We start from the raw sequence: 21,013 nt of genomic DNA, 5'->3' as shown, positions 1-21,013 counted from the left end.
CATGTTCGACCGCGTCGTCAAGGGAACCATCATCGCCGAAACCGCCAGCATCGAGGATGGCTGGGTCGGAATCGAAAACGGCCGTATCGTTGCCGTTGGCGAGGGAACACCGCCAGAGGCCCGCCAGCTCGATGATTATGGTCGCGCGCTGATCATGCCCGGCGTCGTCGACGGCCAGACCCATGCCACGAGCTGCAAGGGGATGGAGGGCATCGCCGACGCCACCCGATCGGCGATCGCGGGCGGCGTCACCACGCTGGTGGACATGCCCTATGACAATCCCGAGCCGCTTGACCGGCCCGCGCGGTTCAAGACCAAGGCGGAGGCCGTTGCCGAACATGCGCATGCCGATATGGCGCTCTATGCGACGGCAACCCGCGAGACCGGCGTCAACGAAATCGAGGCGCTCATCGCGCTTGGCGCGGTGGCCTTCAAGATTTCCTCGTTCGAAAGCAATCCGGTTCGCTTTCCGCGCATCGCCGAAGACCTGACGCTGGATATCTTCGAAGCGCTTGCCGCGACCGATGTGCCGCTTGGCATCCACAATGAGGACCAGGAAATCGTTCTGGCGCGCATGGCCCGCGCGCGCGAAGCCGGCATCGAGGGTATCGAGGCCCATTCAACCGCGCGGCCGCTTGCCGCGGAACTGGCCGCAACAGCGCAGTTCCTCGCGCTCGGTCAGGCTGCCGGTGCGCATGCGCACCCGGTTCACCTGACCGCCAGGGAGGGTTTCGATCTGGTCGCCGCCTTCCGCAATCTCGGCGCGCGCGCGACCGGCGAACTCTGCGTTCACTATCTCTGGTTCGATGCCGCCGACGACGGCCCGCGGCTTGGCGCCCGCATGAAGGTCAACCCGCCGATCCGTCCGGGCGTCATCGAAGGGCTTTGGCAGGCGATCGAGGAAGGTAACGTCGCCTTCGTCTCCTCGGATCATTCCAGCTGGCCGATTGATTTCAAGCTCACCGCCTCGATCTTCGATGCCGGCGCGGGCGTGCCCGGTCTGGAAACGCTGTTGCCCGCCTTCTTCACGCTCTGCAGCCGTCGCGGCCTTGATGCCGCCCGGATGGCGGCGGACATGCTGTGCGCCCGTCCGGCCCGCTTCTTCGGGATCGACGACCGCAAGGGCGCGATTGCTGTTGGCCGCGATGCCGATCTGGCCGTGCTCGAAGAGGGCGCGTTCAACTGGAACGAAGCCGGCGCGCATGACGGGTTGAAATGGAGCCCGTTCAACGGCGAAGAATTCGCCGTTCGCGTCGCCGCGACCTACCTGCGCGGCGCGCCGGGCTGGAACGGAAGCGATGTCGTCAACGCCGCCGGAACCGGTGAACTCGTCAAGCGCGCCACCAAGGGCTGGTACGCCTGAAACAAAGGAGGGACCAAGGAAATGCAGCTTGTCAACGGAGAGACCAACGGCGTTTTTGTGATTGCCGTGACACCCTTCGACGAAACGGGAGCGATCGACTGGACCAGTCTTGATCGCGTGACCGACTTTTATTTCGAGGCCGGCGCAACCGGGCTGACATTGCTCGGCATGATGGGCGAAGCTCCGAAGATGACCCAGGCCGAGGCAATCGCAATCACGAAGCGCGTGATAGCGCGCGCCAACGGCCAGCCGATCGTCATCGGCGTTTCCGCGCCCGGACTTGCATCGATCCGCGAGCTCGGCCAGGCGGTGATGGATCTCGGGGCAGCAGGCGTCATGGTCGCCCCGCCCGGATCGCTGAAAACCGATCCGCAGATCCACGCCTATTACGGTCAGGTTACCGAGGCCCTCGGCAGCGACGTCCCGGTCGTGCTCCAGGATTTTCCGTTGTCGACTGGCGTCAATATCTCCAATGAGGCGCTATCCCGGATCATCGAAGACTTTTCCTCGATCAAGATGCTCAAGCATGAGGATTGGCCGGGTCTGGCAAAGATCAGCGCCATCCGCGAGGCCGAGGCAAACGGACGCCGACGCGTTTCGATCCTGTGCGGCAATGGCGGCCTGTTCCTGACGGAAGAGGTTGGCCGAGGCGCTGACGGCGCCATGACCGGTTTCGCCTATCCGGAAATGATGGTCGCCGTCACCCATGAAATGAAGGCGGGCAACGCCGATCGCGCCCGCGATCTGATGGATGCCTACCTTCCGCTGATCCGCTACGAGACCCAGCCCGGACTGGGCCTCGCCGTGCGCAAATATGTGCTCGCCAAGCGCGGCAAGATCGCTTCGCCTGCCTTGCGCAAGCCCGGAAAAGCGCTCGACGCCCGCTCGGCTGCCGAGGTCGATATTCTCATGGAGCGGACCGAAAAACGACTGAAGGAGCTTGGTTGATGGATTTCGGATTGAAGGGAAAGACGGCGCTCGTCCTGGGCGCGAGCCAGGGGCTCGGCGCCGCCTGCGCGAAGGAACTGGCGCTGGAAGGCGCAAATGTCATCGCGGCCGCTCGCAATACCCATGCCATTGACGCCTGGGCCAAGGAGGCCCGGCTCAGCGACAGGGTGCGCGCTGTCAGGCTCGATCTTGCCGATGCGGATGCCGTTTCGGCTTTTGCCGAGAAGATGAGCGTCGAAGGCATCGACATCGTTGTCAACAATTGCGGTGGCCCTGCCGCTGGGCCGGCCCAAGGGCAATCCCGCGCCGCTTGGCTTGCAGCCTTCGAGGCCATGGCCCTGCCGATCATGCAGATCACCGACGCGCTGTTGAAGGACATGACCGAGCGCGGTTTCGGTCGCGTCATCACGATCGGTTCTTCCGGCGTACTCTCGCCGATCCCCAATCTCGCGCTTTCCAACGGCGTCCGCGGCGCGCTCGCTGGCTGGTCCAAGACGCTCGCCGGAGAAGTCGCCGCAAGCGGGGTAACGGTCAATATGGCGTTGCCGGGCCGCATAGCGACGGATCGCGTCGCCTCGCTTGATGCCATCAAGGCAGAAAAGGATGGCGTGAGCGTTGAAGCCGTCGCGAAAAGCTCGAAGGCGGCGATACCGGCCGGTCGCTATGGTGACCCTGCCGAATTTGCCGCGGTGGTCGCGTTTCTGGCCTCGTCGCGCGCATCTTTTGTCAACGGCTCGATGATCCGGGTCGATGGCGGAATGCTGAAACAGCTCTGAATCTGTTTCGCATATGCCCTGCCCGGTAAAACGCGCAGGGGGCTCCACCGGAGCCGAACTGGACTAACCAAAATATACAAAAAAGGAGAACAGCATGCTATCAGCCACATCTATATCGCGCCGGTCACTGCCCTGCGCTCTTGTCCTTTTCGCTGCAACGATCGGGTTCGCGACCACGGCGTCGGCCGATTTCAAGGACGAGCTCATGGAACCCGGCACCATCGTTGTCGGCACCACCGGCACGGCTCCGCCCTTTACCATGATCAACGACAGCGGTGAGCTTGACGGCTTCGATATCGCCGTCATGAAGAAGGTTGCCGATGATCTCGGCGTCGATGTCGAGTTCCGCCAGCTTGACTGGTCGGGCCTCCTTCCCGGCCTTGTTGCAGATCGTTTCGATGTCGTCGCCTCAGGCGTGACCCGAACGAAGGATCGTCTTGCATCCGACCAGTTGATCATGCTCTCGCCGTATATCATCAACGGCGTGGCGATCACCAAGCTCACGAGCAATGATGAGATCAACAACTGGGACGATATCTGCGGCAAGACCGTGGGTGTCGTTCGCGGGTCTGCCGAAATCGACCTCATCCGCGCCTCGCTGCCGGAGGGATGCCTCGGAACCGTCAAGGAATATCCGGGCTGGACCGAAATGTCGCTAGACCTGAAAAACCGCCGCATCGATTGGCTGGGCATGGACTATCTCGGCCCGAGCTATCTTGCCGCAAAGAACGACACCATTGCGGTTCTGCCCGACGTGCGTTCGCCCAAGACTCAGTCTCTCGCCGTCGCTCCGGATGACGAGGAGCTTGCGGCTGCCATCGATGCGTTGATCACGAAATACCGCGAAGATGGCACTCTGAACGAAATGATCACCGAATATTTCGGCCAGCCCGTCGATTTCTCCAAGACGCCTGCGGATCCCAAGTAAGGGTCGTGATCCCAAAAACAACGGGCGGGGCGAAAATCGTCCTGCCCTCAAAAACAAGAAGGAATTACCCATGCCTGTGAAAGTCGGGATCATTACCACCGGTCAGAGCCCCCGCAACGAATATGTCAGCTTTCATACCAATGCCCTCAATGCGATGGGTCTTGATGTCGTCGTGTCGGAAAAGGCCTGCCTCGACGGCTTGAGCCGCGCCGAGATCGCCAAGCACGAAATTCTTCCCGCCGAGGGCCTTGGCATCGGCTGCTATGTTCACAACACCACCCCTGATGACCGTCGCATGGGTGCCGGCTGGGAAGAAATCTTCGTCACCCAGAGCTGGTATCTGGAGCGTGCACAGGCCGCAATCGACGCCCACATTGCCGAAGGCGCCGAGATCATTTTGATGTGCTGCGCGGAGATGTATCCAGAAGGCGCGCTGCAATCGTCCGTTCCGCTGCTTCTGCCATATCAGCTGATGTTTGATCTCGTACGGCGTCAGGCGGAAGCGCGGGGCAAGATCAAACTTGCTCTGCTGCTGCCGACCGAATGGCATATCGATCAGGACCGCGCCACCTGGACATCGCAGCCCTGGATGGACAAGGTCGAACCGCATTTCGGCATTGGCATTGCCACCGGCGAAGCTTTGGATCAGTTGGAAGGCGAAGGCCCTTTTGATCTCGCCCTGATCTGGGGCTATGGTGATGGCCTTGCGCCGCACGATCCGGAAACGCTGCTCGCCGATATCTCCTCCCGTCTGGGCTGCCCGGTGGTGACGCCGAATGTGCTGAATGTGTTCAACGCGCGGACCCTCATCTCGCCAGCATGGCCGGAGCGGATCCATGTCCGTCACTGAAGCCGGGAAAAGGCCGGACGCACCGATCCTTGAAGTTGCCGGTATCGAGAAACATCTCGGCAATCAACATGTTCTTCAGGGTATCGACTTCTCCGTCTCGCGCGGAGAAGTCCTGGCCATTATCGGGGCGTCCGGATCCGGCAAGAGCACGCTGCTGCGCTGCCTCAATCTGTTGATACGCCCCGATGACGGGGCGATCATCTGGAAGGGCAAGGAAGTCGGATGGCGGGAAGCGCAGGGCAAGCGCCTGCCAGCACGGGAACGCGATCTGCTGTCATTCCGCACTGAAATCTCGATGGTGTTTCAGAGCTTTAACCTCTTCCCCCACATGTCCGCGATCCAGAACATCATCGAAGCGCCGATCCGGGTGCTCAGGCGTGATCCTGCCGAAGCGCGCGAGACGGCGGAGAAGCTGCTCGAAAAGGTCCGCCTGTCGCATCGCTCGCACGCCTATCCGCACGAGCTGTCCGGCGGCGAGCAGCAGCGCGTTGCAATTGCCCGGGCGCTCGCCATGAAGCCCGACGCCCTACTCTTTGACGAGGTCACCTCCGCGCTCGATCCCGAACTCAAGGGAGAAGTGTTGGGTGTCATGCGCGATCTCGCCAGCGAGGGTATGACGATGATTTCCGTCAGTCATGAAATGGGCTTCGTCCGCAACGTCGCGGACAGGGTTATCTTCATGCACAAGGGCAAGGTGCGCGAAACCGGCGACCCGAAGATCATCCTGGAAAATCCTCAGACTGCGGAATTGCGCAGCTTTGTAGAAACCGTGACGGATTGAACCATGGATGTCCTGGTCCGCCAATTCCCGCGCTTCGCCGACGCCATCTGGCTGACGGTCTGGCTGTTTGCCGTGATCGCGGTCATCTCAACCCTGATCGGCCTGGTGCTGGCGCTGACCTGGTCCGGTCGCCCGAACGCGATCTTCAGTCGATGTCTTTCGATCTACACCTGGATATTCAGGGGTCTGCCGGAACTTGTCGTTCTGCTGTTCTGTTATCTCGGCCTGCCTTATCTCGGCATCGATCTCGGATCGATCGGCGCGGCGCTTCTTGCCTTCGTGCTGATTGGCACCGCCTTTCATGCGGAAATATTCAAGGCGGCGCTTTCGGCAGTCGATCCGAGGCTTATCGAAACATCCCGGGCGCTTGGCATGGGCTCCGGCCTGCGGTTGCGTCGCGTGGTTCTGCCGCAGGTCATCCGCATCGCGCTATCGCCTTGGGCGACGTTTCTGGCAGGCAATGTGAAGATGCTCTCCGTTGCCTCGGCGATTTCGGTGTCGGAGGTGATGATGGTCACCCGGCAGAGCCTGGCGATCTCGAATGATCCGATGGCGCTGATCCTGTTCGCCGGCCTGGTCTACGCGGCGATCGCCAGCATGGTGATGATCCTGGAAGCGCTTGCCAACCGTTTCATGATCCGTCGCTACGGTCCGGTCAATACGGGGGCCCACTGATGGACTGGAGCGTCATTACAGTCAATATCGGCGTTATCTTTGACGCGACGCTGATGACCATATGGATTTCGGTCTCGACAATCGTGCTTTCGCTGATTCTCGCCTTCCCGCTTGCCGTGATGCGCGACGGGCGCGCCGCCATCCTGCGCCGCATCGCCGCATTCTTCAGCTGGTTCATGCGAGCGACCCCGGCGCTGACCCTGTTGTTCTTCACCTATTTCGGTCTGCCGCAGCTGGGCATCTATCTCGACGCAGTCCCCGCTGCGATCGTGGGCCTGACTTTGTCGGCTGCGGGTTACAATATGGAATATATCCGCTCTGGACTGCGCTCGGTACCGGCCAATCAGTATGAGGCGGCGCGCGCGCTCGGCATGCCGCCCCTGATGATCCTGCGGCGGATCATCGTGCCGCAGGCGATACGCACGATCATGCCGCCGCTCACGTCAAATCTCACGCTGGTGATGAAGGGCAGTTCGCTTGCGGGCATGGTTGCCGTGACCGAGCTCACAGGCGCTGGCATGGCGCTGATTTCCGAGACCTACAAGCCCATCGAAATCCTACTGGTGATTGGAATTATCTACTTGATTCTCAACGGTATTCTTATTCGCCTGCAAAAATGGGTCGAGTACCGCCTGTCGTTCAAGAGGCTGGCGGCCCATGATCGTTGAGGCGGATCTGCCGGCCATTTGTTTGTGGGTTCGCCGCGACGACGCCGTCGCCGGGGTAGCGGAGGTTCAATAATATGCTACAGGAAATAGCGCAGGATCGAACTGTATTGTATTTGACAAATATCACGCGGCCGCTGATACGGCCGGTTCATGACCGCGGCGTTTCCGGCGCGGTATCCAAACGGGGGAACTTGGATAGATGAGGGAGATAGCAAGAGCGAGCAGTCCGTCCGGCAGGAAGTCACCTGCAAGAAAGAGAAATCCGAAGCAGCCATCTCTGACGGAGCAGGTCTACAACCGGCTGCGGGGTGAGATCCTGAGTTGCAAGCTTGAACCGGGCCTCGAAATATCCGAGATCGAGCTTGCCGAACGTTTCGATGTCTCGAAAACCCCGGTGCGCGAGGCGCTTGCGACACTGCGTCAGGAAGGGTTGGTGCGCACATTTCCGCGTCGCGGCTATCAGATCACACCGATCACCTTTGGCGACATGAACGAACTGTTCGACCTGAGAATCATGCTGGAGGCAGGGGCTGCCGAACTGGCTTGCGAACGGATTACCGAAGAGGAACTGGAGCACCTGAGGGAGCAGGCGCGCGTCGTCTACGACCAGGCGGAAACGCCGACGCTCGACAAGTTCATCGCGGCCAACACCGATTTTCACCTGGCAATCGCCCGCGCCTCCGGAAACCAGAGGCTATACGATATTCTGGCGCGGCAGCTCCACGAGCTCGAACGCTTCTTCTATATCGGCGCGCAAAAGCGCGATGTGAACAGTGAAACCAGCAATGATCATATGAAGATCGTGGAGACGCTTGCAAAACGCGACCGTGACGCGGTGCGTGCCCTCATGATCCGCCATAATGAACTGACCCGGGAGGGGCTGCTGAGAGTTCTCACGAACGCGCGCGGTTATAGCGCCATCGCTCTTTGAGGCCTTTCGCGGTCGGATACGATCCCCTGCAAAATGCACCAGGCACCCGGACCGAGGCTGGCTCTCGTCGCAAAGACATTGGCTCGGCTCTGCGCTTGGGGCTTTGTTGCGCGCGCGTGCCTGATTGCGCGCAGAGTGAGTCTCAAGCTCGAACGCCAATATGACCGACCGGCTGGAAATGTCGACCGGCCCGCTTTTCGCGGTTGACTTATAAAAATATCACATGCAACATCAGTGATATTGTAGGCATTGTCTCACGAGTTGTAAAATGACGGCCCCGCCTCACCACGAACCGCAGTCGGATACCGGGAAAGTCGGGTCGCTGTGGGAAGACCTTGCCCCCGTTGCCTCACGCTTCGCCGCGCTTGCAGGCGAGCAGCGCGCGGACGTCGTCTTTGTCGGGGCCGGGTTTCTGGGTCTGACAGCGGCGCTCACGGCGGCCCGCAACGGCCTTTCGGTCGCAGTCGTGGAGGCGTGCCAACCAGGCCATGGCGCGTCCGGCCGCAATACGGGCTTCGTCGTGCCCAGCCTGAATTCGGGGCTGGGACCGAAGCAGGTGACTGCATTGCTGGGCGAGGACTATGGCTGGCGTCTAATGCGGCTTGTCGCGCGCGCGGGAAACGCGGTCGCAGACCTCATCAGCGAAAATCAGATTGAATGCAGCCCGCATTGGAAGGGCTGGCTTCAGCCCGGACACTGCAACAAAGCCGAGCACATGCTGAAAGCGCGTCTTCCCTTGCTGCTGGAAGCCGGCGTCAAGGCTGAGTTCCTCGATCGCGGTGAGATGCTGGCGCGCACCGGCCTTCCGTCGCTGCATGGCGGCCTCAATATTCTTTCCGGAGGCCAGATCAATCCGCTTGCCTATGCCCGCGGTCTGGCGCGCGCGGTTGCCGCGGCGAGAGGCCGAATCTTTGGCGACAGTCCTGTGACCGACATCAAGCGCAGAGGTGCTGACTGGGTCGTAAACACGCCTTCCGGGAGCCTTGTTGCCAACCAGGTCATTCTCACCACCAACGCCATGGTCGGCAATCTCAACCCGCCGCTTCGCTCTTCGATAATACCGGTGCGGGTGTTTCAGATTGCGACCCAGAGGCTTCACGAGCGCTATCGTGAGGCCATACTGCCCGCCGGCGCGGCGGTCACGGATACCCGTCGTCACACATTCGCCCTGCGCTGGAGCGACGATGGACGGCTGGTCACGGGCGGCCTTGTTTCTCCCGCGCCGGACCGGCTGGCGCTCGCCCGCAAGACATTTGTCGAGCGTCTGCGCCGTTTTGTGCCCGATCTTCCCGAGATCAGGGCCGAATATGCCTGGAGCGGACAGATTGCTGCGACCATGGATGCGCTTCCACGCATGATTTCCATTGCGCCGGGCCTCTCGGGCGTTATCGGCTGCAACGGTCGCGGCGTCGCGCTTGCCAGCGCGCTCGGTGTCGAAACGGGTCGGCTGGTTTCCGGCAGGACTGATGAGGCCGCATTCGTCCTGCCCGTCACCGCGCCGCGCAAGATCCCCTTCTCCCGGCTGTCAGGGCTTGCACCTCATTTGTGGCTGCCCTGGAGCAACACGCTCGATCGCATTGATGCCGCCTGGCGCTGACTGCAGGATTCAACACCAAGATTGCACTTCTCAAGGAGATCGCCATGAACGCAAACAAGATCCAATGGTCGCGCCAGGAAGATGTCGCACTGACATGGGTCCATCAGGACAAGGAGTTCAGCCACCGGCTTATCACAAACAAGCTCCATGGTTCCCCGATGTCCTTTCACATCACGACATATATGCCGCATTTCGATGTGATGGTGGAAGGCGATGGCCTGCATGAAGTCATTCTCTATTGTCTGCACGGTTGGTCGAAGCAGATCGTCGAGGCCACCGGCGAGACCCGCGATTTCAAGCCCGGCGATGCCATGTATCTGCCGAAGAACTACCGCTATCGCCACATCATCGGAGAGGCGGGGCTGGTGGTCGCCGTCTGCGCCACGCCCTCCAAGGAAGCGGGGGACATGTGACAATGACCGGACAGGACGGGGCCGGACAGGAAATGGCCTGATCGATGCCCGCACGTTTTCATGCCGATTTTTCGTCGCTTTCCTTCAAGCCCGACGTGATCATCATTGGCGGCGGCATCGCCGGATTGACCAGCGCGTTTTTCCTTGCCGAAAGGGGCTTGCGGCCGCTTGTCGTTGAGCGGCTGCCGGCCGTCGCCATGCTGGCATCCCGGCGCTCCGGCGAAGGTGTCCGCGCCCAGTGGGAAAAGCCCGAAAACATCGCGATCGCCCGCCGGTCCATCGCCTTCTACCGTGATTTCAGGGAATACACCGGCCATAGCGCAGGCTATCGCCCGCTCGGCTACCTTTATGCCAGCCGGACGGAGGATGGCGCCGAAGGCCTGTACCAGCGCGTTCTCCGCCAGCAGAGGGCGGGCCTGGACGACGTCGTCTTTCTGAAAGCGGATGACCTGAGGAAAAAGGTTCCCACCATCGCGCCGGATGTGACGGGGGCGGCCTTCCGCCAGGAAGACGGCGTGATCGATATTGCCCAGGTGGTGAAAGGTCTTCTGCAATCCGCCGATTTCGATATCGCCACGAGTATCGACGTGTCGGCCATAAAGCCGAATGCGGGAGGCGTGACGGTGAAGACCAGTCACGGCACGCTCGCGGCTCCCGTTGTCGTGCTTTCCTCCGCCGCCCGCGCCCCCGCTATGCTCCCGGCTCTCGGCGTCACTCTGCCGCTGCGTCTCTCCCGGTCGACCATTCAGTATGTCGAGGTCGAAGGCGTTCCTTCCGACCATGCCGCCGTGATGGATGTCGATCTCGGATCGTTCTGGCGGCCCGACAGCGGCGGCGCACGGATGACCGCCTCTTTCCAATCCACGCTCCTGCTTGACACCTTCACCGACGATCCGCCTGTCGATCCGGACTATCTCGGCATGGCCATCAAGACCGTGGCGCCGATGATACCGATGTGGAACGACCTCGCGCGCTCAATCACCGGCGGGCATGTGCGCTCCGGCAGTCTGCTGGTCTCTGCCGATGGCGGCCCGTTGATCGGGCCCGTCGCCGGCCTCGATGGCGTTTACCTGAACACCGCCTATGGCGGACACGGCCTGATGGCTTCTCCGGAGGGATCGCGGCAACTTGCAGCAATGATCGCCGATGGAGCCAATCCTGCCGGCGACTTCCTGCCATCCCGGTTTGGCAAGGACAAAACGAAGCTTGTCGCAGAGCCGATGACCGTCAACCTTCTTTCAGATCAAGGATAACAAGATGTCCGTCAAAACAACGCATATCGGCGTCGTCACCACCGGCCACGGTCCCCGCGATGAATACCTCCACTATCACCGGATTTTCCTTGAGGCCCTTGGCGCCGACGTCCGGATCACCGTGCGTCATATCTACGAGGATCTGACGCTCGAGCAACTCCTGCCGCACCAGGTCGACAAGGCAACGCCAAATCTCGGCGCGCATGTGCATGTGCAGGGGGCGGTCGGGAACCATATGGGCGACGGTTGGGAGCACCGTTTCTTCGAACTCGGCTTTGCCACCAAACTTGTCCAGAAAACGATCGACCGGTTGGAACAGGAAGATCACGTCGACATGGTGCTGCTCGCCTGCGCCGCCGAATTTCCGCATGGGGCAATCTCAGCGGGCACGCTGCTGATCCATCCCCGCGAAATCATGTTCTCGATCGCGGCAAGCATCGCCCATGGCACCCGTCGCAAGCCGAAGATCGGCGTTATCGTCGATGCCGAGCATGCCGATCATGATATCGCCGACTGGAAGACCCGCCCCTTCTACGAGAATATCGAGCTCGAAGTCTCGCCGATTACCGGAAGCTGGCTCGATGCCGCGCGGCAGCTCGGCGAGGCAAATGTCGAATTCGCCTTCTTCTTCGGCTACGGCGTCGGCCTCGCGCCCTATGACGCGCCGGATGAGATCCCGGCGCTTGAACGCGCCATCGGCGCGCCGCTCATCCTACCGCACCGCGCGACCGTTTTGCATCTGCGCAACCTTGTCGGCCCGGCGATGAATGATCTCGCCTATCTACCGAAGGATTGGAACAAGGCATGAATGAGGACAAGACCAAACGCCATTTCGCGCCCCGCACGCTGATCTGGTCCGAGATGACCCGGGCCGAACTCGCCCGGGCGCGGGACGCCAATGCGCTGGTGCTGATCCCGACCGGATCCATCGAGCAGCATGGCGATCATCTGCCGGTCGAAACCGATATGCTGCTCAGCACGGCGGTCAGCGAACTCACCGCAGCCCGGATTGCAGAAACAACCCCGGTCATCGTCGGCCCGTCCGTGCCGTTCGGCTTCACCCCGCATCACCTGAGCTGGCCCGGAACGATCAGCCTCAGGCTCGAAACCTATGTCGCCATGCTCGGTGACATTGCGCGCTCGGTGATAGACAGCGGTTTTACGCGGGCTGTCTTCGTCAACGGTCATGGCGGCAATTCGGCGCCGCTGCGTTCGCTCACGGGCCAGTTGATCACCGATGGATACGCTGTCGGCATGATCGACTATTTCCAGCCGAGCGCCAGCGACTATATCCCTCTTCTCAAAGGCACGCTCGCCCGTGCGGGCCATGCCTGCGAACAGGAGACGGCCTTGATGCTCGCTCTTTCGGGCAGCGAAAGCGCCGCGTTGATTGAAAAGCGCATCGGCGGGCTTCAACCGCGCGTCATCCAGCCATGGATTGCTCCCGGCTATCCGGACGACCCTATCACTGATGCGGGGGCCGGCTGGGCCGCGATCTTCCATGCTGATGATTGTGGCTATTACGGCGATCCGGCTGCAGCCACGATCGAAAACGGCGAGGCCATTCTCGAGGTCACGATCGCGGCGCTGGCCCGCTTCCTGGAAGCCTTTGCCCGCGCACCGCTTCGTCTCGGCGTCGCCCGTGATCCGGCAAAGCCGGGCATCGCGCAACCTACCGTTCAGGAAGGGCAATGAACATGGCTATCGACGTTCTCGTCACCGGCGCCGGCTCTGTGGGCGGCCATGCCGTCGAATATCTGGCGCGCCGTCCGGAGATAACCACCATCGCCGTCATTGACCGCGACGCCGACCGCGCCCGGGGCATCGCCTGGCGCGCGACGCTTGGCGCGCTGCAGGAAAACAGGCATGTTCGCATCGAGGGCATCGGCCTTGACCTTGCCGACGTCCAGGCAACCGCAGACACGATCGGTCGGCTTGCGCCGCGGACCATCTTCCACACCGCGACACTGCTGACCGTGCCGGAGATGGCGCGAGGGCTGACGCCGGAAAATTTTCAGGCCGTGCGCGAGGCTGGCATGGGCGGGTTTCTGGCGGCTCATCTGACGCTTGGTCTGTCGGTCCAGGTAGGGCTGAAGGCTACCGGCCTGAAAACCAGCTTCATCACCGCGCCATTCCCCGATTTCGCCAATCAGGTGCTGGCAAGAACGGGACCCGCGCCGCTGACCGGTATCGGCAATGTCGACAATATTGCCTGTGAATTGCAGGCCATCGTCGCCGAAAAGCTTGGCGTTTCGGCGCTCTCGGTCACGCCGCTGGTTGTTGCCCATCACTCGGTCGCGGAATGGTTCCAGCGTTCGGGCGATGCCGGCAAAGCGCCCTGGCATGCCAGCGTCATTGTCGAGGGTCGCGACGTCACGGCCGAGATCGACGCTGGCAAGCTGATGGGCGAGAGTGCGGCGCGCATACGCGGGGTGCCTCAGGAAAGCAGAACGGCGGCATCCGGCGTGAAAACCGTTCTCGCCGCCCTGCGCGATGACGGCAGTTTCCAGCATGGCGCAGGCCCGGCCGGACGGCCGGGAGGATGGCCGATCCGGGTCTGGGCCGATCATGTCGAGATCCTTCCGATTCCGGGTCTGGACGAGGCCGAAGGTCTCGCCTTCATGCTGTCCGGTCAGAGGGCGGGAGGCATTGAGAGCATCGGCGACGATGGCACCGTAACCGCGACCGACGCCTGTGCAGGGATGGTGCGTTCGCTCTTCGGCGTGGAGGTCAAGAAACTGGCTCCGGGCGAAATCGCAGATGCCGGCATCGCCCTGCGCAAGGCGCTCAGCAAACGCATCGGTAACGGCGGCTGACGTCCATCTTGTCGCCGGACGGCTTCGGGGCTCTGCTCGAATGGGCGGCGTGGCGCGCGTAACCGTTCCGCCGGAGCAAATGATTTCGACCATGCCGCGCTCCACGCCGATGCGGACGCATGTGTGCTGCCCGAAGTTCTCGCGGCAATCGACATGCAGGAGGTCGAGGCCAATTTCTATGACAATGTGATAAACTGAGGCGACGACGGCGGGCGGCGTCAGACCGGCCCGCGATCTCACCATGCATATGGCGGCTGGAGAGTGCCGGCCAAAAACAGATGAGCAGCAGCAATGGCCCAATTCATAAACGCAAAAGAAGACATCATACAGGACGCGCTGAACGGGCTTGTCGCGGCATCTGGTGGGCGTCTTTCACGCCTTGATGGCTATCCCTTCATCCGCGTCATGCTCAGAAGCGACTGGGATAAAAGCAAGGTCGCCGTTATCTCCGGTGGCGGGTCGGGGCATGAGCCGGCGCACGCCGGCTTTGTCGGTGCGGGAATGTTGACGGCCGCAATCTGCGGCGACGTCTTTGCCTCCCCCTCCGTCGACGCGGTCCTTGCCGGGATCAGGGCGGTGACCGGCGAAGCGGGCTGCGTTCTGATCGTCAAGAACTATACCGGCGACCGGCTGAATTTCGGACTGGCCGCGGCAAGGGCCCGCGAACTTGGCCTCAAGGTGAATATGGTCATCATTCAGGACGACATCGCGATACCCGGAATTACACAGCCACGCGGTGTGGCCGGCACCCTGTTCGTCCACAAGATCGCCGGCGCCACCGCTGAGGCCGGGGGCGATCTCGACGCTGTGACGGAGGCTGCTGAGCGCGCGGCGGGAAACGTCTTCAGTATTGGCATGTCTCTCAGCACATGCACGATGCCGGGCGGTGCACGCGAGGACAGGCTTGCCGAGGGCGAGATTGAACTGGGGCTCGGCATTCACGGGGAACCGGGCGCCGAGAAACTCCGGTTTGAGACGGCAGGGCAAGCCCTATCGGTCGCGATCAAGCGGCTGGAGCCCCATCTGAAGGCGTCTGGATATGTGGCGATGCTCAACAATCTGGGCGGCACCACCACACTCGAAATGTCGATCCTCGCCGAAACGCTGAGAACGTCCCGGATCGGGGACAGGATCTCGCACCTGATCGGGCCGGCCTCCATGATGACCGCGCTCGACATGCATGGGTTTTCGATCTCGCTCTATCCCGCTGACCGGGAAGATCTGGAGCGGCTTGCCGCGGCAACGCCCATCAGCGCATGGCCGGGGCTGAACAGCTTCGCCGCGCCGGGGCTTGTCGCGTTGCCGGCCGAGGATGCCGCCGCGCGCTTTTCCCCTTCGTCACACCCGCAGACGGAAGCATTCCTCAAATCCTGCTGCGCGGCGCTGATCGACGCGGAGCGCGATCTCAATGCGCTGGATGCCAAATCGGGCGACGGCGACACAGGCACCACGCTTGCAACGGCGGCACGTGCGATCCTCGATGGAGTGGAGAGACTGCCATTGGCCGACCAGACCCTCCTGCTCCGCGCCATCGGCCAGACGCTGAGCGAGACGATGGGCGGATCCTCGGGCGTTCTGCTTGCTATCTTCTTTTCGGCCGCCGCCGAGGCAAGCGCTGAGAATTGCGACCTGATCGCTGCGCTTTCGGCAGGGCTTTCGCGGATGCAGGACGTCGGTGGCGCGAAACCCGGCGACAGAACCATGATTGACGCTCTCGCTCCAGCGCTGCAGTCGCTTGAAGACGGCGTTGGCGCCGCCGCCAGGGCTGCCAGAACAGGGGCGAACGCGACCACAGAGATGACCAGGGCCAATGCCGGACGCGCCAGCTATGTCGGCGCAAGCCAGCTTGCGGGCCATACCGATCCCGGCGCGGAAGCCGTCGCCCGCCTGTTCGAGCACATCGCAACGCGGGCGGAACGCGACGAGTGGGTGGCGCATCGCAACCCATCATGACCGCTGCGCGTATGCCTTCTTCTCAGCCATATGCATCGCAGCAGCCGTCATCCTCTGGCTTTGATTTAACGAGTGCTGAGCCTAACCGTCGATCATGGCGCCTGGCAGGGGTTCGCCATTGATCAGATAGCTGCCGATTCCGCGTGCGCGATAAAGCGCCGGATTGTGCAGCGAGATCGTCTTGGCATTGCGCCAGTGCCGATCCATATTTCTGGAGCGCATCGCGCCCGAAGCGCCGCCGACATCCATCAGTTTCGAAGTTGCTTCCACCACGGCGGAATCGACGAACACCTTTGCCTGGTCCGCCTTGAAAAGCGAAAGATGCACGAGTTGGGGTCTGACCTGCCCCCCTTGCGGTCCCGCGTTTTTATGTAGAGTTTGCTCAATCATTGCTCTGGGATCAGAGCAATCAGCATACGCGCCCATGTTGGTGGAGCACGAGTGCAGCGGCTCCCAGAACCGTATCGTCATTGCCCGCGAACTTGCCGACCACAAAGTTGGGGACGAGAACATCGGCCGCGGTTTCAGTGCGCTGAACAGCGTTCTTGGCAAAGCTTCGCGTGAGAGCGGACATAAAGGTTTCTCCAACCGAAGCCAGTTTTCCCGCAACGACAAAAAGCGAAGGGCTCAGGATCGTTGACGTAATGCCCATGGCCCATCCCGCCATCTCGGCGGCATCCTCGATCAGCCGGCTGCATTGTTTGTCACCCGCGCGCGCGCGCTCCACCAGCTGCTCTATGGATATCTTTTCGTTGGTTGCATCCTCGACCAGACGCACGAGGTTGTAGCCACCGACATAGGTTTCCAGGCAGCCGCGATTTCCGCACCTGCAAAGAGGACCCTGCGGGTTCAAGGTGATATGACCGAACTCCGCGGCGTTGCCGATTGCCCCGCGCTGAACGGTACGATCAATGACGATTGCCCCGCCCACGCCCAGGTCGAATTTGAAAAGCACAAAATTCGGTTCGCCGACGGCCACCCCCCAGGTCATCTCGGCAAGCGCGCCGCAGTGGCTTTCATTTTCGGCGTAGATCGGACAATCCAGCGTTCTGGAGAATGCCTCGGCAATGTAGATGCCGGACCATGTCGGCAATACCGAGCCCTTGAGGATGCGTCCTTCGTATGAGACCGGCGCGGAAACGGCGAGGCCGACGCCAAGCAGTTCCCCGACGGCTATGTTGAGCTTGGCGCATTCGACATCCAGTTGGCGACGCACGCATTCCGCAGCGTCGTTTGCGCTATAGTCTCGCGCTAATTCGAACCAGGTGTCAGACAGCACATTGTGGGCAAGATCGCACATGATGATACGAATCTCTCCCAACCCCAGCAGAACGCCGGCGCAAAATCCCTGAATCGGATTGAGCGAGAGCATCTGGGTCGGGCGCCCGAAGCTGGCGCTTCGGGTTTCTCCGTCAACCACAATGCCGCGCTCCCTCAGATCGGTCAGCAAGGTGGAGACCGTCGAGCGCGCGAGCCCGGTAGACTTGACGAGGTCGTTGGCACTGACCGATCCGATGGAGGCGATCGCCCTCACCACCTTGCCCGCCGGTGCTTCCGCATCGCCAAAGAGCTGTCTGAATTCACTCATGAAATGTCCTCCGACATGCTCTTACCCCTCACTTCGCTGCGCCGCAATATTTTTCTGTACGAAATATATTGGCGAGTATCACGCATTTTTCGCGCATTTTTGTCATATTTTTGGATCAAATTATTCATGAAAGAAAAAAGTGATTGACTCCGACGGCGTGTTTTGCATTTTTGTCCGACGAGAAGGAGCGATCGGGAGGCCGCAAGCAGACGAACCTGCGGAAGTTGGTTTCCGGGGCTGTGGCAATATCAAATTTGGCGCATCGCGAGAGCGCACGCCGAGCGGCGACAGCCGTGTCACCTGAGGAGGAAGCAGAATGAGAAACTTCACACACTACAAGTCCGTCAGCCTTGCGGCTATCGCTGCAACGACCATGGCAGCCAGCATCGCAAATGCAGCGGATGTGACCCTGTGGACGTTGAATTTCGACAATAACGGCGCAAACGAAGCGCTCAAGCAGGTCGCGGCCGATTTCGAGGCGGCAAATCCGGATATTGATGTCGAGATCGTCCAGCGTGCTGTCGATGAGCATAAGACCGCCCTCCGCGTTGCCGCAGGTTCCGACCGGGGTCCCGATATCTATTTCAGCTGGGCCGGCCTGGGTCTCGGCGGCGAGTATGTGAAGGCCGGCCTTTCGCTGCCGCTCGACAAATACTACGACGAATACCACTGGAGCGATGAACTGCTGCCAAGTGCCGCCGCCTTTGCTGACCTTTATGAAGGCGGCAAGCAGGGCGTCCCGTTCACCTTCAAGGGCGAGGCCGTCTACTACAACAAGAAACTGTTCGAGAAGGCCGGTATCACCGAAGAACCGAAGACCTACGAAGAGTTTCTGGCCGACGCCCAGAAACTCAAGGACGCCGGCATTGCGCCCTTCACCTTCGGCGGAACGGTAAACTGGCATGTGATGCGTCTGATGGACGTCATCCTTGAAACCAAGTGCGGCGCTGAAAAGCACGATGCGCTGATGGCGATGACCGCCGACTGGGCGACGGAGCCTTGCGCGACCGACTCCTTTGCTGAATTCGCGAAATGGACGCAGGATTACACGCTTCAACCCTTCATGGGGATCGACAACAAGCAGTCCTACAGCCTGTTCACGGCCGATCGTGCCGCGATGATGCTCGAAGGTGACTGGCTTGTCGGACAGCTCGAGGGCAGCGGCGAAAACCTGGACGACTACGGCATCTTCCCGTTCCCCACCAACACCGATCGTCTCTATGGCTTTGCCGAATACAACTACATCAGCACCAAGAGCGACGATCCCGACGCTGCCGCCAAGTTCCTGGACTATCTCCTGTCGACCGATGTACAGCAGCGCGTGTTGGGCAAGATCAGCGCGATCTCGGTCAACAAGAATGTGAAGTACGACAACCTGACCCCGCTTGAGGCCGAATGGCTCGATATCTTCAATACCTATGACCAGGTCTACATGAACGGCGACCAGGCATTCCCCCTGGATGTCACCACGGAGTACTTCCGCGTCATCAACGATGTCGCGTCCGGCGAAATCGAGCCCGCCGAAGCTGCGGGAGAACTGCAGACCTTCATTTCCAACAGAAACTGATCCTCCCGGTGTGCAGGCCGATCGACCTCGTGTCGGTCGGCCTGTGCTCTTTACGAATTGGCGAGGCCGCGCCCGCGTTGCCCAGAGGAACGCATGCCCTTCACAAAACACTCTCAAGACCCTCGTTTCGAAGCGTTGGTGCTGCTCGTGCCTGCGCTGGCGATCTATGCCGTGTTCGCCCTCTACCCCATGGTGAATGTGGTTGCGCTGAGTTTTCAGAAGTGGAACGGTCTTGATCCGACCAGCCAGTTTGTCGGTTTCGACAACTACAACGCCATCTTCACCAAGGACCCGGTCTTCTGGGGGGCGTTTCGCAATACCATCATCTGGACATTGATGAGCCTGGCATTCCCGCCGGTGATCGGACTCCTGCTTGCGCTTGGTCTCAACCAGAAAATCTTCGGGCGCAACAGTCTGCGCGCGATCTTCTATCTTCCCGTCATCATCGCGCCGATCGCAGTCGCCACGATGTGGAAGTGGATGTACGACCCGTTTTTCGGTCTTTTCAGCCAGTTGCTGACGAACTGGGGTCTCCAGGGGTGGATACAGGACTGGTTGGGCGACAGGGATATTGCCCTTTATTCGGTCTTCGTCGCCTATCTCTGGCAGACGGTCGGGTTTTCGATGGTGCTGTTTCTCGCCGGGCTCCAGAGCGTATCCCAGACTTTGGTCGAAGCCGCCCATATCGACGGCGCCGGGCGATGGGCCGTTTTCCGGCATGTGACCCTGCCGGCATTGCGTCCGACGCTGACGATCGTGATCGTTCTTTCGCTGATCACGTCTCTCAAAGCCTTTGACATCGTCTACGGTCTGACGGGCGGTGGGCCGGCTCAAAGCACGCAGATGCTGGCACTCTGGGCGTTCACGCAAGCCATGCAGATCTTCGATTTCGGACGCGGCGCGGCAATCTCCGTGGTGCTTCTCCTGATCACGCTCGCGATCGTCATTCCCTATATGCGTTGGTCCCAGAAGAACGAGGAGCAGGAATCGTGAGCGACCTTTCCGTGCAATCGTCCCGGGCAAGCAAAGCAGAAGGCCGCAGCGCCCCCCGCCGCGATCCCGTCATCATCGGCCTCTGGATCGCGCTCTTTCTCCTTGCCCTGATCTGGGTGGCGCCATTCGTGTTCATCGTCTTCACATCCTTGAAGACGCCGGCCGCGGTGACCGGCACGGGGGCGTTCATGCCCCCCTCGGAGATTGCCTGGGACAACTACACATCGGCCTGGAGCCGGGGCAATTTCGCCCGTTCGTTCCTCAACAGCGTCATCATTACGGTGGTCAAGGTGCCGATCGGCCTCGTGCTCTCGGCAATGGCAGCCTATGCACTCGCCAAGATCCGGTTACGTTTCGGCAAGGTTCTGCTGCTGCTCGTGGTCTTCGGCACCATGATCCCGTTCCAGGTGATGCTTGCGCCCTTGTTCACGCTGGTCAATTCACTGGGCCTGATCGACACCTATGCGGGCGTCATACTTCCGTACATCGCCTTTGGCGTGCCTTATCAGGTGTTCATCCTGCACAGCTTCTTCAAAGGCATCCCCAAGGAATTGTCGGAAGCGGCGCTGATCGATGGCGCGTCCCATTTCACGATCTTCAGGCGCATCTTCCTGCCGGTCTGCCTGCCGGTCCTGGCGGCGCTGCTCATACTCGATTTCGTATCGACCTGGAATGAGTTCGCGATGGCGCTGGTTCTGCTTCAGGACCAGGACATGTGGACGCTACCGCTCGGCCTGATGTCATTTCAGGGCCAATTCTCAAGCAATTACGGACAGCTCAATGCGGCGATCGTGATGACCGTTCTGCCCGCTACGATCGTCTACCTGCTGTTCCAGCGCTATTTCGTCTCCGGCCTGACGTCTGGCGCGGTCAAGGGCTGAGACGCTCAGAAGTGTTTCCCAAGGAGTAAGTT

General features: G+C 61.0%; 21 protein-coding genes. 19 read left to right on the top strand and 2 right to left on the bottom strand.

The window, feature by feature from the left end; translation table 11 throughout:
* The first annotated feature begins 1 nt into the window (after window position 1).
* The 16 genes from HQ843_RS26825 to HQ843_RS26750 all read left to right on the top strand — a co-directional run bounded on the left by HQ843_RS26825 (window position 2) and on the right by HQ843_RS26750 (window position 15,952).
* Complete coding sequence (locus tag HQ843_RS26825; RefSeq protein WP_180902697.1) at window positions 2-1,363, top strand: dihydroorotase; 1,362 nt, start codon at window positions 2-4, stop codon at window positions 1,361-1,363.
* A 21-nt stretch (window positions 1,364-1,384) separates the two neighbouring features.
* Window positions 1,385-2,311 carry a dihydrodipicolinate synthase family protein gene (locus HQ843_RS26820; RefSeq protein ID WP_180902698.1) on the top strand — a complete coding sequence of 309 codons (927 nt, stop codon included), beginning with the start codon at window positions 1,385-1,387 and terminating at the stop codon, window positions 2,309-2,311.
* Complete coding sequence (locus tag HQ843_RS26815; protein WP_180902699.1) at window positions 2,311-3,087, top strand: SDR family oxidoreductase; 777 nt, start codon at window positions 2,311-2,313, stop codon at window positions 3,085-3,087. The genes HQ843_RS26820 and HQ843_RS26815 overlap by 1 nt, the downstream gene beginning before the upstream one ends.
* 94 nt (window positions 3,088-3,181) lie before the next feature.
* Entirely contained in the window at window positions 3,182-4,015 is an 834-nt protein-coding gene (locus HQ843_RS26810) for a substrate-binding periplasmic protein (RefSeq protein ID WP_180902700.1), read from the top strand.
* A 70-nt stretch (window positions 4,016-4,085) separates the two neighbouring features.
* Window positions 4,086-4,865 carry an AroM family protein gene (locus HQ843_RS26805; protein ID WP_180902701.1) on the top strand — a complete coding sequence of 260 codons (780 nt, stop codon included), beginning with the start codon at window positions 4,086-4,088 and terminating at the stop codon, window positions 4,863-4,865.
* Entirely contained in the window at window positions 4,852-5,646 is a 795-nt protein-coding gene (locus HQ843_RS26800) for an amino acid ABC transporter ATP-binding protein (RefSeq protein ID WP_180902702.1), read from the top strand. Before HQ843_RS26805 ends, HQ843_RS26800 begins: the two co-directional genes overlap by 14 nt.
* A 3-nt stretch (window positions 5,647-5,649) precedes the next feature.
* Window positions 5,650-6,321 carry an amino acid ABC transporter permease gene (locus tag HQ843_RS26795; RefSeq protein ID WP_180902703.1) on the top strand — a complete coding sequence of 224 codons (672 nt, stop codon included), beginning with the start codon at window positions 5,650-5,652 and terminating at the stop codon, window positions 6,319-6,321.
* Window positions 6,321-6,989 carry an amino acid ABC transporter permease gene (locus HQ843_RS26790; RefSeq protein WP_180902704.1) on the top strand — a complete coding sequence of 223 codons (669 nt, stop codon included), beginning with the start codon at window positions 6,321-6,323 and terminating at the stop codon, window positions 6,987-6,989. The genes HQ843_RS26795 and HQ843_RS26790 overlap by 1 nt, the downstream gene beginning before the upstream one ends.
* Before the next feature lie 199 nt (window positions 6,990-7,188).
* Window positions 7,189-7,920 (top strand): GntR family transcriptional regulator, encoded by a 732-nt coding sequence (locus HQ843_RS26785; protein ID WP_180902705.1) that lies wholly within the window; start codon window positions 7,189-7,191, stop codon window positions 7,918-7,920.
* A 268-nt stretch (window positions 7,921-8,188) separates the two neighbouring features.
* Window positions 8,189-9,517: an NAD(P)/FAD-dependent oxidoreductase gene (locus HQ843_RS26780; protein WP_180902706.1), complete on the top strand. Its 1,329-nt coding sequence runs from the start codon at window positions 8,189-8,191 to the stop codon at window positions 9,515-9,517.
* 44 nt (window positions 9,518-9,561) lie between these two features.
* Entirely contained in the window at window positions 9,562-9,930 is a 369-nt protein-coding gene (locus HQ843_RS26775) for a hypothetical protein (protein ID WP_180902707.1), read from the top strand.
* Between the two features lie 44 nt (window positions 9,931-9,974).
* The gene (locus tag HQ843_RS26770; RefSeq protein ID WP_180902708.1) at window positions 9,975-11,183 is read left to right on the top strand and encodes an NAD(P)/FAD-dependent oxidoreductase; all 1,209 of its coding nucleotides are present in this window, start codon (window positions 9,975-9,977) and stop codon (window positions 11,181-11,183) included.
* A gap of 4 nt (window positions 11,184-11,187) precedes the next feature.
* On the top strand, window positions 11,188-11,991 hold the full coding sequence (locus HQ843_RS26765; RefSeq protein WP_180902709.1) for an AroM family protein: 804 nt from the start codon (window positions 11,188-11,190) through the stop codon (window positions 11,989-11,991).
* A complete protein-coding gene (locus HQ843_RS26760; protein WP_180902710.1) occupies window positions 11,988-12,878 on the top strand; it encodes a creatininase family protein in 891 nt (296 codons plus the stop codon). The genes HQ843_RS26765 and HQ843_RS26760 overlap by 4 nt, the downstream gene beginning before the upstream one ends.
* Window positions 12,879-12,880: 2 nt before the next feature.
* On the top strand, window positions 12,881-13,999 hold the full coding sequence (locus tag HQ843_RS26755; protein ID WP_180902711.1) for a saccharopine dehydrogenase NADP-binding domain-containing protein: 1,119 nt from the start codon (window positions 12,881-12,883) through the stop codon (window positions 13,997-13,999).
* Between the two features lie 291 nt (window positions 14,000-14,290).
* Window positions 14,291-15,952: a dihydroxyacetone kinase subunit DhaK gene (locus tag HQ843_RS26750; protein ID WP_180902712.1), complete on the top strand. Its 1,662-nt coding sequence runs from the start codon at window positions 14,291-14,293 to the stop codon at window positions 15,950-15,952.
* An 81-nt stretch (window positions 15,953-16,033) separates the two neighbouring features.
* On the opposite strand, the gene HQ843_RS29645 is transcribed toward HQ843_RS26750, so the two are convergent.
* The gene (locus HQ843_RS29645; RefSeq protein WP_246710479.1) at window positions 16,034-16,279 is read right to left on the bottom strand and encodes a hypothetical protein; all 246 of its coding nucleotides are present in this window, start codon (window positions 16,277-16,279) and stop codon (window positions 16,034-16,036) included.
* A gap of 82 nt (window positions 16,280-16,361) precedes the next feature.
* Entirely contained in the window at window positions 16,362-17,540 is a 1,179-nt protein-coding gene (locus tag HQ843_RS26735; protein ID WP_180902714.1) for an ROK family transcriptional regulator, read from the bottom strand.
* A 316-nt stretch (window positions 17,541-17,856) separates the two neighbouring features.
* Between HQ843_RS26735 and HQ843_RS26730 the strand changes: the two genes are divergently transcribed.
* The 3 genes from HQ843_RS26730 to HQ843_RS26720 all read left to right on the top strand — a co-directional run bounded on the left by HQ843_RS26730 (window position 17,857) and on the right by HQ843_RS26720 (window position 20,981).
* Entirely contained in the window at window positions 17,857-19,107 is a 1,251-nt protein-coding gene (locus HQ843_RS26730; RefSeq protein ID WP_180902715.1) for an ABC transporter substrate-binding protein, read from the top strand.
* Window positions 19,108-19,200: 93 nt separating this feature from the next.
* A complete protein-coding gene (locus HQ843_RS26725; RefSeq protein WP_180902716.1) occupies window positions 19,201-20,100 on the top strand; it encodes a carbohydrate ABC transporter permease in 900 nt (299 codons plus the stop codon).
* Window positions 20,097-20,981, top strand: coding sequence for a carbohydrate ABC transporter permease (locus tag HQ843_RS26720; RefSeq protein WP_180902717.1), 885 nt, complete (start codon window positions 20,097-20,099; stop codon window positions 20,979-20,981). The genes HQ843_RS26725 and HQ843_RS26720 overlap by 4 nt, the downstream gene beginning before the upstream one ends.
* The last annotated feature ends 32 nt before the right edge of the window (window positions 20,982-21,013 follow it).

The organism is Martelella sp. NC20, assembly GCF_013459645.1.
Lineage (GTDB): Bacteria > Pseudomonadota > Alphaproteobacteria > Rhizobiales > Rhizobiaceae > Martelella.
Note: the sequence above shows the minus strand (reverse complement) of the source record. Positions and strands in the feature narration are given on the sequence as shown.